This is a genomic window from Paenibacillus sp. FSL R5-0475, from assembly GCF_038004585.1.
GTDB lineage: Bacteria > Bacillota > Bacilli > Paenibacillales > Paenibacillaceae > Paenibacillus_AQ.
Window position 1 is genome coordinate 2216093 of sequence record NZ_JBBORK010000001.1, and the last position, 14192, is coordinate 2230284.

Annotated in this window: 15 protein-coding genes; all 15 read right to left on the reverse strand. The window is 45.7% G+C overall.

The window, feature by feature from the left end; translation table 11 throughout:
- Positions 1-69: 69 nt before the first annotated feature.
- Positions 70-558: a hypothetical protein gene (locus tag MKX41_RS09680; RefSeq protein WP_340969971.1), complete on the reverse strand. Its 489-nt coding sequence runs from the start codon at positions 556-558 to the stop codon at positions 70-72.
- Positions 555-1043, reverse strand: coding sequence for an HK97 gp10 family phage protein (locus MKX41_RS09685; protein ID WP_340974863.1), 489 nt, complete (start codon positions 1041-1043; stop codon positions 555-557). Before MKX41_RS09685 ends, MKX41_RS09680 begins: the two co-directional genes overlap by 4 nt.
- Positions 1036-1350 (reverse strand): hypothetical protein, encoded by a 315-nt coding sequence (locus MKX41_RS09690; RefSeq protein ID WP_340969973.1) that lies wholly within the window; start codon positions 1348-1350, stop codon positions 1036-1038. Before MKX41_RS09690 ends, MKX41_RS09685 begins: the two co-directional genes overlap by 8 nt.
- 8 nt (positions 1351-1358) lie before the next feature.
- Positions 1359-1745, reverse strand: a complete 387-nt coding sequence (locus MKX41_RS09695) for a hypothetical protein (protein ID WP_340969976.1) — start codon at positions 1743-1745, stop codon at positions 1359-1361.
- The gene (locus MKX41_RS09700) at positions 1723-2028 is read right to left on the reverse strand and encodes a Rho termination factor N-terminal domain-containing protein (protein WP_340969978.1); all 306 of its coding nucleotides are present in this window, start codon (positions 2026-2028) and stop codon (positions 1723-1725) included. The genes MKX41_RS09695 and MKX41_RS09700 overlap by 23 nt, the downstream gene beginning before the upstream one ends.
- Positions 2028-2975 carry a major capsid protein gene (locus MKX41_RS09705; protein ID WP_340969981.1) on the reverse strand — a complete coding sequence of 316 codons (948 nt, stop codon included), beginning with the start codon at positions 2973-2975 and terminating at the stop codon, positions 2028-2030. Before MKX41_RS09705 ends, MKX41_RS09700 begins: the two co-directional genes overlap by 1 nt.
- Positions 2976-2996: 21 nt before the next feature.
- Positions 2997-4232, reverse strand: coding sequence for an XkdF-like putative serine protease domain-containing protein (locus MKX41_RS09710; protein WP_340969983.1), 1236 nt, complete (start codon positions 4230-4232; stop codon positions 2997-2999).
- Between the two features lie 253 nt (positions 4233-4485).
- Positions 4486-5340: a hypothetical protein gene (locus tag MKX41_RS09715; protein WP_340969986.1), complete on the reverse strand. Its 855-nt coding sequence runs from the start codon at positions 5338-5340 to the stop codon at positions 4486-4488.
- Between the two features lie 453 nt (positions 5341-5793).
- Positions 5794-6624, reverse strand: a complete 831-nt coding sequence (locus MKX41_RS09720) for a phage minor head protein (RefSeq protein WP_340969987.1) — start codon at positions 6622-6624, stop codon at positions 5794-5796.
- A complete protein-coding gene (locus tag MKX41_RS09725; RefSeq protein ID WP_340969990.1) occupies positions 6617-8095 on the reverse strand; it encodes a phage portal protein in 1479 nt (492 codons plus the stop codon). Before MKX41_RS09725 ends, MKX41_RS09720 begins: the two co-directional genes overlap by 8 nt.
- A 3-nt stretch (positions 8096-8098) precedes the next feature.
- Positions 8099-9415 carry a PBSX family phage terminase large subunit gene (locus tag MKX41_RS09730; protein WP_340969993.1) on the reverse strand — a complete coding sequence of 439 codons (1317 nt, stop codon included), beginning with the start codon at positions 9413-9415 and terminating at the stop codon, positions 8099-8101.
- Complete coding sequence (gene terS, locus MKX41_RS09735; protein ID WP_340969995.1) at positions 9402-10277, reverse strand: phage terminase small subunit; 876 nt, start codon at positions 10275-10277, stop codon at positions 9402-9404. Before terS ends, MKX41_RS09730 begins: the two co-directional genes overlap by 14 nt.
- Before the next feature lie 292 nt (positions 10278-10569).
- A complete protein-coding gene (locus MKX41_RS09740) occupies positions 10570-10779 on the reverse strand; it encodes a hypothetical protein (protein WP_340969998.1) in 210 nt (69 codons plus the stop codon).
- Between the two features lie 887 nt (positions 10780-11666).
- On the reverse strand, positions 11667-12704 hold the full coding sequence (locus MKX41_RS09745) for a putative phage abortive infection protein (protein WP_340970001.1): 1038 nt from the start codon (positions 12702-12704) through the stop codon (positions 11667-11669).
- 177 nt (positions 12705-12881) lie between these two features.
- Positions 12882-14177: a site-specific DNA-methyltransferase gene (locus MKX41_RS09750; RefSeq protein WP_340970004.1), complete on the reverse strand. Its 1296-nt coding sequence runs from the start codon at positions 14175-14177 to the stop codon at positions 12882-12884.
- Positions 14178-14192 lie beyond the last annotated feature (15 nt).

The following is a 14192-nucleotide window of genomic DNA, read 5'->3' on the forward strand; positions in this document are numbered from 1 at the left end:
TCGTTTTCCTGTAAAGTATAGGCTGCACATTCTTATTATCGTAAACTGCCCGTTAGCTTAACAACAGAATCAAACCTTAAAACAACTTGGATCAATAAAAAATTCGTTAATCTTCTGAACATACTGCCCTTCATCTTTGATCATGAGTTTCGTAACGTGAAGCAGATATGAATACCTAAACGTAACTTCCATCCTATCATTCATTGGCCGAGTACGCGGGGCTTCAATAACCATCATGATTCCAAAGCGCTGCGAAACCACGCAGAACCGCCGCTGGCGAAGGTACAGGAAAAAGGGCGATATATCTATTGGGACGGGTTCCCCTGCATCTTCTGCCCCACTACGATGGCTGTTGTAATGAAATACGAGGCCCACATCTTCAATGATCCTGTCTGCCTGCGGCGTGTGTGCCTTATCGGATACCAGGTCCGTCTCGATAAATACACTAGGTCGATCAAACTGCCCTGCCAGCCAAAGGGAACGATCTCGAAGAATCGGCAACTCCGGGTATATTCGCTTCACGAGTTCTGCCCAGGCTTTCAATCCTAAATCCATCATGACAGCATCCTCCCCAACTCTTTCTCCAACCGCTTCATAATCAGTGCGTTCATACCGCCTTCCAGTTCCTTCACAGCGATGTCAAAGTAATGACGGCCAATGAACGACCGCGGCTTTGCCATAAAGCCAGTCTTTGCAGCCGGATCATATACAAACTGACCATTTGCCTTCCAGAATCCAGGAACATAATGTGCTTTACGGATGGTGTAGCCATCATTGAGATGACGTGCGTAAGGAAGATTTGAACCGACTTCGATAGTAATAGAATTGCGGTCAATATCCCATTCCCAAATGTTATTGTTCTCTCCACGAGTAAAGGAGTTCCACATCAATCCAGTGTCAATCAGTTCCTGTTTATCAATCTCATCAATGACCAGATTCAAAAGTGTTTCGCCCACGGCCTCAGCAATGTTCTTAAGGATCTGACTAACCCCTTCGTCGCTCAGCTTCTTGAATTTCTTCGATAAATTATCAAAGTCATGCATGTTCACTGCCCTTCACCTCACAAGTCACCAATAACTCACGCCAGTAACGGCGTGGGTTAGAGTCAATCACCAGATATTTGCGTCCGAACAGCAACACTTCGTCGCTGATCCGGACGTCTGCTACCTTTGGAACACCAATTGTCTTTTTGACAATGTATATGACAGGAGTGGATTCTGCCTTGGCATCAGTCTGCGTCTTAACAACGAAACATTTCAGATCTGCGATCTTTCCTGCCTTCCGATCGCTGAACAAGTTGTCCGCATCCTTCTGGCGTCCGACCCGGTATACCTCCAGCGGTGTATTCATGCGGTGATTCATAGCAAATAGGCCGTGATGTTCCCATCATTCGGCCCGGACTGCTGCTTCTTGACCCACAGGAAGAGGATAGAGTCCACATCAGCATTGCCTGTGGTCTTCCCTTCAACTGCCTGCCGGGTATATGTCCAAGCGCCGTCACTTTCCGCTGAATAACCGCGGGCAACGGAAGCCAGGTATTCTTCGCTATCCTGTAGAGCCAGCGACTCCGCAAGCTTCACCCAGGCCAGCATGAGCTGCTTCTCTACCACCTCCGGAAAAGGAACAGGTAAGTACAACTCGATCCGGGTCTGTGCGTCATCAATGTACTGCTCAAGCTGATCATCAGTAGCCTCTTGTACAGCACTAACACGGCTGCGGTTCTTAAGGAGTGTCGTTGTCAGCATCCGGCACACCGCCGCCTTCCAGTGCCTTCAGGGCGGCGATCAAATCCGGCTTCTTCATATCCGTGAAACCTTCAATGCCTGCTTTCTTCGCTTTGTCCTTCAGTTGCGGTAGAGACAAGTCCTCCAGTGGAATTATCTTTTCTGTTTTGATTTCAAAATCAGAACGATCACGCAATTTCTCCAGCACAACCGAATCTTCCACCAGTACCGGCTTAGCCGGCTCAAAACGAATACTATACAACCGAAGTGAGGCGTTCTTTCCTCGATAGGTTACGTATGGCATTAGAATTCCACCCCTTCCACATAGGCCAGTGCCTGAGGTTCTTCAAAAATGGCGTCAAAATCGGAATGAATCGCATAGAAACGCTTATCAGTCCAGATTGCCTCCTTACCCTCAGTCGTCTTCCGAATCTGCATATCGTAGGTGTGAACCATTGCAAAGTTCGGCTGATATGTGAAGAGAATCGCTCCTTCCGGCATACTCCAAACCTCTTCAACATCATAAGCGTTGACTTTCTTCGTGCCCCCCATGATCTGCAATTGAATAGATGCGCTGGTGTCCTTCTCAGCCAACATTTGAAGTCGCTCGCTGAAGGTATTTGGATGCATGAAATATTTGAACACCCCACCGGCGCGATACCGGGTTGGTATCGCACGCTCAACCTCAAACAAAATCCCTGTTTTCTCTTTAGCCGAAAGTGTCTTCCAATCTAAGTAATGACCGGTGGTACGTGCCTTCTTCAACCAGCCATCATTTATGCTCAGAAACTCATAATCCGGATCAGTGTTCGGGGTTGCAGTATCACCATTAAAACCGATGTCTTGCATATTTTCACCGTAGTTGTTAGCCATAGCCCGCATAATAATATCCTCTGCGTTTTGGCCACGTACCCGCTGAGTCTGGCGAATAAATTCCTCGGTAATATCAAATGGAACAATTACCGGCTCCACTGAATAAGGGATCTGTGGAAAGGTCAGACCAGGCGTGTTGGAAGCCATTATATTCTCTTTCTTACTACGCATGTTACGGCCACGTACACCGACTTTGTCAATGGTCCCTTTGGAACTCTTTCTATTCTCATGGCGAATACCTTTTAGAAAGCCGTTAGCTTCGTACGCCATATCAGTGAAGGCTTCCACTTCCTCATAGTTCAAGGCGTTTTGGTCCATTGGTGTAACGATGGTTGATTTACGAATGCTCGTACTAGCGATGTTACCGTTTGTTCTCATGATTTACATTCCTCCTTCGAATTACAGGAAGCGTCCGAAACTAACGGCGCCTTCTGATTTGCTGATTTCTTCTTCATCACCTTGCGCGGAAGCACCACGGCTATTCTTTACCAACTGCACGTCAACTGCCAGCGTCTGCATCTGCTGACTCAGCGGCGCTAGGGCCATGGCAATGGCATCAGTAATTGCAGTTTCTTCCGCGATCGCTGACGGAGCAGCACCGCCTGCAGCTTGGTCACCTTCGACACCTTCTTCTTTCTTAAGATCCGCAATTTCTGCTGTCAGGCCTTCTACCTGCTTGGCGATCGGAGCCAGTGCGGCTGTTACAGCCTTGGCAATATCTTCAGCTTTCAAATCGTCATCCTCCTCAGGCTCTTGCTCTACAGGAGCCGTTTTATTTTTAAGTTCGGTCAATGCAGCGATCGCATCATCTACGTGCTTCAGGTTGCCAGCGGAAATTTTCTTACCAGCTTTTGCAATGGTTTCAGGCGGCGCGCCGATAGCTTTCACGATATCCTCCTTGGTCAACACGTCCTCAGCAATGTCCACAAAATCCTGCAACGCCTCCCGAATGGTCTCCGCATCGGTTTCCATCCCGCTGTTATAACTGTCCCAATTAAAAAGAACCGAGTTGAGGGCATCCTGCGCCGCCCAAAATTCTCGGTTCTTACGGTTTTTATGGTATTTATCAGCGACCGCCCCCTTTTCGATCAGGCCCAGCGCTTTGGCTATTCGGCTCAAGATTCCCTTGGATACCTCCTCTTCCTCCTCGATCTCTTCCCGCTTACCTACACCCCACATTGAAAAGCCAGTTATCTCGCCTTTCTTGATTGCCTCCCAAGTATCGTCTTCAGTCACTTTCACAGCTGCCACCCAGGAGCCCTTCACAATCTGCTGCTCACCAAGCGTCATGTCACAAGGAGCAATGTATGACTCAATAACAAAACCCTTATCGACTTCGAGATCATGCTGCTTGTCGATGTTGTAGGTGTGCTGTTGCTGCATGAAGAGATGGGCTGCCTTCTCGATCTCAACTTCATCCATTTGATCATCATGTGCGTCTGCCACATCTGGCTGATATACCACTCCTTTGACAATCCGCTTATCGTCGTCGATTTTGGCGATCTGGACTTGCTTCTGAATAGTACTGGCTTGATTGGCTTTCTGCGCTTTGATAATTGCGAACGGTATGCCGTTGGCTCCCTTGTCTACCAGAGAGATATGCGTGATTTTAGCATCTTTCAGTTTATAACTCATATTCTGTTCTCACCTCCTTTCAATAAAAAAGCAGCTATTATTAGATGACTCCTTGCATATTCTGAATTGTAATGGCGTCAAAATTCGTTAAATAAATAATAGACTGACCCTAGAAATTGAAACAGCGACAGCAAAGGACGAGAAAATAATGTCCTAGACTGTCGCTGTTTCATTGAACTAACGTGTCCCGTTAGCGTAATAGTTTTCCATCTTTTTCAGCCTGCAATCATTTAGAATTCAATTCAATTTCTCATTAGTTTGTTGATTTAAAGTATTTTGATAAAATGCCCTCTAAAACTTGCTTATAATCGTTTTTATTATAAGAAGAGTTATCAACTTTTATCTTGGTTATGTTTAAGCGGTTAAAAATTTCTTCTTCTAGTTCCCATCTTGCTTTAAGAACCTGCAGCGTTCCTTCTAACCCTTTGTAATTTTGTTTTTTTCCATAACCTTGGTTCGTATAATATTCAATAAATCCCTCTGACCATTCCTGAGGTCTTTCCTTTACAGCTTTTCTGAAAGAATGATCAAGATCGTTCTGTTCTACGTAAATCAGCAAGGGATTCAGTCGCTCCACAATTGTTGCTAGTTCAATAACGTAACTTATAACGTCTTCTTTCTTCGCACCATGTTTAATCATCCCCATGGTTACAGGGTTTTGTATAAAACAACCATCAAAAACAAATGTGTCTGCGCCATTCAAAACACGATCCGCAAACTTCTTCCATCGTTCTGTTATCAGTTTCCTGTTTTGATCTAGCGACAATTCATAAATATCATGTTTGAAAACTGCATGAAGCAATTCATCTGGAAAACCTGACCCGTATTCATTTTTTATTTTCCGATATTCTAGGAAGTAATCGTTACCTTGTTTAATCATGAGATTACTCAACAAATCTTTAAACTTTTCATGGGTACTCAATAATTCATCGCATTCATTTTTCTTAAAGAAAGCGACTCCATCATAATCAACAGGATGTTCCAGATTTCCTTCTAAAAACAGCTGGGATGTAATGTTCATTTCCGTAAGAATTTCATGAACGAGTTGAGCAGTTGTTGTTTTCCCGAATCCTGGCAATCCCTCAATCAAGACTAACTTCGATCTCATAATAAAGTTCCTCCATTCGCTAGTAGGAGGATAAGCAGGTAGGAATCAATAGAGACGCGGTTTCCCACGAATAAAAGCGGATACCATCAGGTATCCGCAGCATGGGTTTATGATACACCTTTCCCTGCATACCCTGTAAGATTAAAGAAAAGCATGCCTAATAGAATAGTGTAGTCACTATTACAGGCATCATTTCGATTGTTAATCTTTACAGAGTAATCCACATGATAAGGTTATGCTCCTTTGTTTGCATCTCTATTGCCTAGATTAACATTAAGCATAGATAAATACAATCAGGGACTTTCTAAACAAAACTGCCCGGGAGCTTAATGATCATTATCAGTCTATCACTCGATTTACTCACTCTTCTATTCCTCATTCAAAATAATCCCCTCCACTTTTTTTGTTATTCATATTAACTAAAAGAAGAAGATTAGTCAGGAAATCACCTTTTCATGCCAATACAGATTGCATCGTGCATCGACATTTGATAATTTCCTCGGCACGTCCAGATGGATCTCCGGGGAACATCAGCTTGCTTTTACCGACTTCAAAGGGCTTGTCCAATGGTTGCTCCTGGCCGTTGGCCTTCTTATGTGTCTTTCGGGTCCTGTCGCCTTTAGAAGAACGCCATTTCTTGCCGGTGACCACCTCGGATTGCTTCCAGCCTTCAAGCTTACCGCCATTGGCCGCTGCCGTGCTCATGGTTCGAGAAACGGTAATGGCCCTTTCCATATTGAATGGACCAGCATCACCTTTGGGGGCTGCCGCGCTAATCTCACGTACTAGCAACGCCCGCTCGGAGGGTGTTTTTCCCTCCTTAATAGCTTTCTGAAAGGCTCGGGTCATAACATCCGCACTGGTACCATTCATATCCGGAACAAGTTTCTGCAGGTTCTTCGCAAAACGGGATGCAGCTTTGTTCTTGGTGGACCAGGTCTTGTCGTTGTTCAGCACTGTCAGCTCAGATTCACCTGCCAAGTGAAACAGCGGCGTGAAGGAATCATATACCGCCTGTTCAAACTGGACAGTGAACAAATCACCGGACTGTACGGACTGTATAACCTTGCCCAGTTCCCCGATATCAATTAGCAGCTCCTCGCTGAGCTCCTCAATGGCATCATGCAATGCCTTCCCTTGCAGCTCAAGGATTTCAACTATTCGGGTTTCACCCTGCTTGTACAACTCTTCCAGCACTGCCCGCTCCGCATGGGTCAGCTCCAAACTATCCAGAAACTCTGTATCATCTGCTTTTGCGATGCGCTCCCAGCATTCCTTACACATGGTCAACTACCTCATCATGACTCTGACGCAGCAGACGCTTGGCAATGGTGGATACCTGCTCTTGCAGATCGTTCACATCGGAGTCAGGTTCAGGTACGGTTAAAGCCGGCTGACTACTCACGAGCTGCGCGATCGGGGTATCCAGATATTCTGTGCTGTACTTAGACTCATCGATAGTAGTGTCCAGCACTTCCTCAGCAATTGGAATCAGATCACGGACCAACATAATGCCGCGGTCTGCGATAAAGTCCAGCAATGACTTCCGGTCTTCCGGATCAATAATACGCGGTCCACGTAAAGTCGCCCGTACGCGAAAGATGCCCATGGCCGGGAATAAGCGTTTATTAAAGATCTCATCCATGATCCACTTGCGGTATGGTTCAAAGACCTGTTCTTCTGCAAATCGCAGCGCGGCTTGCGCAGTCGCCCTGTTGTAATCAGAACTCTGGCCAACCAGTATAGGTGGCAGCCGAAAAGCGGAGAGGATATCTGCTTTCTTGTCCTTCCCGTATTCTAGAAACAAGGCATCCTGCTGCAATAGATCATTCAGTTTGTCCAGCTTAATAGATACCTTCTCGACTTTCTCATCTAGTGGTCCACCAGTCTCTTCCCCGATGGCTTCCAGATAAAGAATGCCTCCTTGGGACTGTGAACCTTTTACATTCTTCAGCAGCTCCATCGATTGCTTGGTCAGTCGGCCGTTAGTCACAGTCAACAACATGGAGAGCATTCGACCATTGCTGAAATAAGAAACGTTGAGTTCCTCCGCCTCTCGACTACCGACCACTCCTGGTGCATTTCCAAACCAGCGCGGTTCACCATAAGGACCATCATTACCAAGTTTTAAGGGAATGATTTGATTGCCTCGACCCTCAGCTCCAAATGGACGGAACCATACAACGGACTGCCCTCTCTTCATGGCATACTTCCGGGCATAGATATCTTGGGAGAATTCCTCGATCTTCTTTGTTGAGCGGATCAGTCGCTTACGTTTGATCGTCACCTTATCCGTCTCCCGGGTACAACGAACGAATTTCGGATTGATTCGGTAGAGTGTCGGGAACTCACTGCCGGCAGGCCAGGCGACCTCCACATTTGCATTCCCGCTGCTCTCGATGTCCTCAATCAAGGAGCCGATAATCTCATCCGGCGTATCCTCCAGGTTACAGGTCTCCAAGAACTTATCAGCCTTGTTCCACTCCTCCTGCGCGGTCTGATCACTCTCACCAGGGAGGTACTCCAAAGCAATACCATATCCAGCAATGTTTCGCTTGTACGCCTCGATGCACTGCGGAATGATGTTACTGTTCTTAACCAGAAGTTTACAGGAGGCAGGGTCATTGCCTGGTGGAAACGGCAGCAGCCCGTGCTGATCATATAGGTTTTCAAAGCTATCCGGTAGCTGTGCACTCGATGGGATATGCCTTTCCTCTGCTTTTGATATTTGAAACCACTGTGCCTCGCCACTCATGCCTTACACCCACCCCACATCATGATCAGATCGCTCCTCTCTCTCTTTTTTACGCTGCTTCACACGCTGTAGCAGATAATCCGTATGGATACCGTATCGGCGTGCATCACAGGTATGGTCGTTTTGCTTAATAGGCTTGTCTTCGCCCCGTTCAGCAGCCTTTTCATCCCATACGTAAGACACCAACTCCTGAAGCGAATTGGTGTTATCATCACAGATATATAGTTCATTATTCTGAAATCGGTTAGATACCGTCTGAATACCATCTAATACAGTATTCACAGCAGCCCGAATATTGTTGATCCCCCGCTTCTTCAGCTCAATAATAAAAGCCTTTGCTGACGGGTCGATGAAGATTGAATACTCATCGCCATCAAGAAAGGCTTCCAGATCATCCGCATATTCACCATTCGTTTTCTCACCCTTATGGCGGATATTGTGATAATACTCATCCAGTTCATAATAGACGTTCCCTCGGACTCCATACTTCAGAAATGCCGTCGGGTTATTAGCCCCGTAGTCGATACAAATGAACTTGCGATCAAACTTGGCCGGGAACCAGTCTCTGGGTTTCTTATGAACTGCATCATTAAACTTAGAGAAAATCACTCCCTCTGCCATTACCCAAAGCCCCAGGATGTACCTCTGATAGAATATCCCACTGTACATCCGTCGGTACCGCTCCCGCACACGCTCGGAGAGAGACAGGTTATCCTCCATTGTAAAGTGTAGGTGCAGTGCGTGCTTCTTCTGCAGCTGGTCCAACCACTCCTTTTTGAACCAGTGATACGGGCCTGCCGGGTTGCAGTTGAACCAGAGCTTGGCACCATCTACGGAACAACGAGCAGTCGCTTGGTCAACGAAGGACTTCGGCATCAAGGCAACCTCATCGAAAAACATACCGGCCAACGTTATCCCGGCAATCAGATCCTGAGAACTTTCATCTCGTCCACCAAATAAAAAGAACCGGTTGCTTATTAAGCCCCGGGTCACAGTCAAAACATTTTCAGATCGATTGTCATGAACATGATACCCACGGCTGGCCAACATGCGTTTCAGCGGACCGACCACGTTACGTCGTAGCGCACCAATGGTCTTTCCTGACATGCCGAACTGTTCTCCTCGGAAGGTGTCCATTGCCCAGGCTATATAGGAGAATGACATGCAGACCGTCTTGCCGGCCCGTACGGAACCATCACAGATGATTGCATCTTTATCGTGGTGCGGGCTCTCTGGCATCCACCAAGTCAGAACTTTAAGCTGCTTGTTGGAGAATGGAGCCCATTTGAATGCCGGCGGCTTGAGTTTAAGCTTCGCCATCGTTCCACACCTCCGCTGCCCTACCTTTCAGCGCATCCATAAAGCCATCATCTTCGAAGTCTTCCTTACCCCCGCCACGAAGCATCTGTAACTCATACTCCATGGTTTCGATGCGAATACGCTTCTCGTCATCAGTTAGGCGGTTCTTGAGCTCGATAGCTCTGATCTTCTTATCTTGTATGCGAGTCAGAGCCTCTTCCAACTTCACGATGTCGTCCAGTTTGCGGAAGCCCTTCTCCTCAATCTTAGACTCCATCATTTCATTACGGCTATGCGGGATTTTCTTCGTAATGCCGGTCTTCTCATCATGGATCTCCGCGACTTCCTTGATGGCCTTCATCTCGTAGAGCACGCTGCGCTCGGTCTCGGATAACCCCTCCATCAGGGATTTGATCCGGTGCATCATGCGGCGCTCACGGATCGTTAGAAGGTAAAGGGATTCATTCGCCTGGATGATCGGGTCAGTGTCCACCTGATCGATGAGCTGCTGCTCGGTTTCGGTTAACGCATCCAACCAAATGGTTTCATGCTCACCGGTGGTTACTGCCTTCTTATTGCCAGTCGGTCCACCAGCTCCACCGCTGTTTCCCTTTGCATTTTGATTGCCCGGGGGAGCGCCGCCACGGTTACCTAACGCGTTTTTGTTCCCTTTGGGAGCGCCGCGATGTGGAGCGTTCCCTTTGGATTCAGATGGAACGCTCCCTTTGAGCTCTTCTTCCCAACAATCCATCGTCTTCCACTTTCGGACTTTGCTATCCGTAATAGAAAGAGCAGCGGCGATGTCCTTAAGCTTCATCGTACTGCTACTCTCCAGCCACATCTGTTTTGCTTTGAATCTTTCCGGACTACGTTCTCTAGCCATGCTACATTTCACCACCCCCACATATAAACTTCCGAAGTGTAAAATATTTTCTAAAAATAATAGTAGACGTATGCATTTTTTGATATTACTTTATAGATGAAAATAGGGAGGTGAAAATAATAATGATTGACGTTGAACAACAATGCAAAGGTTGTGGCAAAGTCACCCCGCATGTTATTGACATAATCCATAGCACAGGACCCCGTCACGGCGAACGAAAAGTGACAGGACACTGCCAGGAATGTGGAGAGAAAGGATCTTGGGTAAGTTGGTTGGTACTGAAAGACTAACCCTATAACTCATCTTTCTGTAACTCAATATCTATCTCGATCAACTTCTTCAGGTCATCCACCGTCTTGATTTCAATTCGGCCGTCCTGGAAGTCCTTTACCCACTTGGCTATGCCGGCCTTAACAATTTTACGGTACTGCGTCTTGCTTTCCAGGATACCGGCCATGACCTCAAGTTCATGCTGCAATAAAATTTCATCTTGTGTTCCCATTTACGTACCCCTCGACTTTCCGTTATGATGGAATGCGAGACAGCGGATGTCCGAAAATGCCACGCGTGGCGCGCCGCTGTCTCAGCCGGGGGATACCCTAGTTGTTGGGAGGACGTTAGCGCGTCCTCCCTTAAATTTGAGCAATAAAAAAACCGCATCAGGCGGTTTTTTAACCTATTATATCTATTTGTTTAAAAAATCTTTTTTTAATTAGGCGCATTATACTTGATTGTTGATTTTTGTGCAAAAGAGCGGTTTTTCATGAACTAACGTTCAAAGCTCGATGGGGACGATGAGAGTAGTTATCTGTTTGGTTTCCAACTACCGTTTATGCAGGTATTCATTACCCCACTGTGATAATGCTGGGTGCCGGGGGTATAGCAGCCTTCAACGCCCATTACAGTCCATGGGCAGCTCGGAGAGTTGCAGATTTCAAACATTGCATCAGCTCCACCCTTAGTTGGCATAAAGCCGTTGCCTACCGAAGTGCTCAGAGGCATTGGTTTTGGTAACGGTTTAGCTTGAATGTAACTAGGGGAGCAACACATCGAAGTGATGATGACCAGTAAGATGAACAAGACAAGTACGGTTCCCGTGGTATTTCTTCTACCTTCTGACATTGTATTTTATCGACTCCTTGTGGTTAATTGAATTGATTATTAAACATATGCCCCCCAAGGCTAACGCGTATAGATAAATGCCTGTTTTAAGAAGAAAACTGTATGTTAATAAAAAAAGAGCCGTCCATAAAAGGAACGGTTCTTAACTTTTTGGCTATATTAAATTATGATGTTGGTTATTCTCTAAAGGAAAACCGCCTTCTCTAGGTCGTAAACTTTAATTTTCAGCAACACGATTTAACACAGCCTTTAATTAAGATCGACAAATTATTTCAGATCCTTAACCATTTCTGTATAATTTGAATCTAGTTTTTCAATATTTTCATGTATCAATTTAAGGTCAGGTATTAATAACGAATTCAGATTTAAGTTATCAAACAGGTTATATTGGTCAGCCAGTTCTTTCATTCTGTACCCATACGGATGTATGCAGTTGTAGTATATTAATTTCAGCTCATGGGATGATAGTTGTGCACGTATGATTCTTATATAATCCATTTTCTCATCATGAGTTTTTAATGACTTAGCGAAATGTACCCATCTTAAAATGTTGTACAAATTTCGTAAATAATGTCCGATTGTTTCTTCTGCTCCGGTAGTATAATCGTCCCCATTATAGAAATCGTTATAAGTAGCTATAAATATTTCATATAATAATTCAGTCTCCCTTCCAATATTAATCAAGTCCTGATTAGTAACAAGTCCATATTTTTTCGGGTGCAAATATTTCCTTATATTTTCCAATAATTTTTCGTTAAATGAATTATTTACTTTCCCCAACATCTCTCTTCCAGAAATTTCATTTTCGGATGTTTTATCGGAAAATGTACTAATAATCTCGTTGTAAAGAGAAGTCATTTGAAAGAATGTACTTTCAAATCTCTGAATACTTATTAGTTTATTTTGTTCTATAAAAGTTTCATTCTGCTTGCTAAACTCGTCACGAGTAGCCCTTAGTTCTACCATCTGTGCTAAAAGTGCAGCAACGAGGATAAAAAAACTTGCAAGCGTAAATAGCGGCGTTGAAGATCCGCCTAACCAATCTCCAATAGGCCCTAAGTCACTTAGTTGTGTGTACGGATAAACCTCTGCTGCTTCACTGTTATCTACCTCTGTGACACTTTTCTCATACACATCGTTAATAACAACATCTCTAATAAACTTCTCCTTAATAACGAAGGGACTTATCATACCTAAAACAGTACATAGTACAGCTAATAATATAAGCACTTTAATAAACCGATTTGAATAATGTACCCTTGGCTCTTGCTTGGAAGTTGTGTTCTCCACTTCTAACTTATTCAATTTCACCCATCCAGTCTTATAGTATAAATTTTACTAAATTCATAATAATAGACAAGATTGCTTTTCAGCAAGGAGAAAAAAGAAATCGACCAGCCTGCACTCAGAACAATAGTCCACTTATCCAAGAACCAGACTACTTACTTGAAAAAGTGAAATGTCTGAAACCTTAATCTCTTTCTAACCTATTTTATTAAGTAATACTGGCTTAAAACCAAATACCGTCTGGTAACGTATTTTAATAACATCACAAAATATCGGGTCCAGCTCCATTGTCCTGCAAGTGCGATCAAGCTGCTCACAGGTCATCATGGTAGAGCCGCTGCCTCCAAAGAAATCAGCAATCATGTCTCCTCGCCGACTGCTGTTCCTGATCGGTATGGCCAGCAGCTCCAATGGCTTCTGTGTAGGGTGAACATACTTGGTTACATCCCCTTTCGAAACCTCCCAGACCGTCTCCGGGAGAGGATCTTCCGCTGGTAAGCCGGACCGCCAAACTGTCGTCTGAGTGCGATCGCCGTACCACGCCGGAGCCTTGCCCTTCATGTGGCCATAAAAAACCGGCTCATGCTTCCAACGGTATTGCGCCCAGCCGAAGGTGGCCACGTTTTTAACCCACACACACTGGCAGCGCACCGTAATCCCTGCAGCGTTCATAGCTTCCTCAAATTCACGCTGATACGAAGAGGGATGGAAGACATAGATGGCTGCAGTCGGTTCCATGGCCACGGCGTACTGTTGAAAAACAGCATGTAAAAAGCCCGCAAACTCCTCTGCGGGCATATCGTCGTTCATTATTGAGCTGGTACCTGCTTCAGCCAGCCGAGCCGAATCACTCTTTACCGCAACATTATAAGGCGGGTCCGTCACAACCAGTGATGCCTTCACCCCGTCCATCAGCCTGGCAACATCTTCAGCATCTGTAGAGTCACCACACATAAGGATATGCCGACCAAGCTGCCACACATCACCGCGGCATGTTTCCGGCTCTTTGATCTGATCGAGAGCTCCCTGGACGTCGAAATCATCTTCAACAATCGGTTGATCGATCTCAGTATCAGGAACACCGACAAACTCAGCTATCAACTCCCCAATCTCCTCTGAATCAAAACCGGACAGTGCCAGATCCGCCCCGCCTTCCTGCAGCTCATTCAACAGCTGCGCCAGCGCTTCATCATCCCAGCGGCCAGATACCTTGTTCAACGCAAGATTCAGGAGCCGCTCCCTCTCTGGGTCAAGGTTAACGACCGATACGGCTAGCTCCGTACAACCTTTCTCATTGACCAGCACCTTGTACCGCTGATGGCCCCCGACCATGTTACCAGTCTGCTCATTCCAGACGATTGGGTCAACGTAGCCGAATTCGTCCAGGCTGTGGCGAAGCTTTTCATACTCCGGATCGCCTGGTTGAAGGTCTACGCGGGGATTATAGACGGCTGCATTAAGCTGCTCGATCGGTATGATTCTGATGTCCATTTTGCCTCCTCATAT

What these genes read in the sequence shown, in the direction of transcription:
- MKX41_RS09710 (WP_340969983.1), bottom strand. Translation starts at nt 4,232, where the DNA reads ATGAGTTATAAACTGAAAGATGCTAAAATCACGCATATCTCTCTGGTA.
- terS (WP_340969995.1), bottom strand. Translation starts at nt 10,277, where the DNA reads ATGGCTAGAGAACGTAGTCCGGAAAGATTCAAAGCAAAACAGATGTGG.
- MKX41_RS09700 (WP_340969978.1), bottom strand. Translation starts at nt 2,028, where the DNA reads ATGCCATACGTAACCTATCGAGGAAAGAACGCCTCACTTCGGTTGTAT.
- MKX41_RS09720 (WP_340969987.1), bottom strand. Translation starts at nt 6,624, where the DNA reads ATGTGTAAGGAATGCTGGGAGCGCATCGCAAAAGCAGATGATACAGAG.
- MKX41_RS09705 (WP_340969981.1), bottom strand. Translation starts at nt 2,975, where the DNA reads ATGAGAACAAACGGTAACATCGCTAGTACGAGCATTCGTAAATCAACC.
- MKX41_RS09750 (WP_340970004.1), bottom strand. Translation starts at nt 14,177, where the DNA reads ATGGACATCAGAATCATACCGATCGAGCAGCTTAATGCAGCCGTCTAT.
- MKX41_RS09690 (WP_340969973.1), bottom strand. Translation starts at nt 1,350, where the DNA reads ATGAATACACCGCTGGAGGTATACCGGGTCGGACGCCAGAAGGATGCG.
- MKX41_RS09740 (WP_340969998.1), bottom strand. Translation starts at nt 10,779, where the DNA reads ATGGGAACACAAGATGAAATTTTATTGCAGCATGAACTTGAGGTCATG.
- MKX41_RS09725 (WP_340969990.1), bottom strand. Translation starts at nt 8,095, where the DNA reads ATGAGTGGCGAGGCACAGTGGTTTCAAATATCAAAAGCAGAGGAAAGG.
- MKX41_RS09730 (WP_340969993.1), bottom strand. Translation starts at nt 9,415, where the DNA reads ATGGCGAAGCTTAAACTCAAGCCGCCGGCATTCAAATGGGCTCCATTC.
- MKX41_RS09715 (WP_340969986.1), bottom strand. Translation starts at nt 5,340, where the DNA reads ATGAGATCGAAGTTAGTCTTGATTGAGGGATTGCCAGGATTCGGGAAA.
- MKX41_RS09695 (WP_340969976.1), bottom strand. Translation starts at nt 1,745, where the DNA reads ATGCTGACAACGACACTCCTTAAGAACCGCAGCCGTGTTAGTGCTGTA.
- MKX41_RS09680 (WP_340969971.1), bottom strand. Translation starts at nt 558, where the DNA reads ATGATGGATTTAGGATTGAAAGCCTGGGCAGAACTCGTGAAGCGAATA.
- MKX41_RS09685 (WP_340974863.1), bottom strand. Translation starts at nt 1,043, where the DNA reads ATGCATGACTTTGATAATTTATCGAAGAAATTCAAGAAGCTGAGCGAC.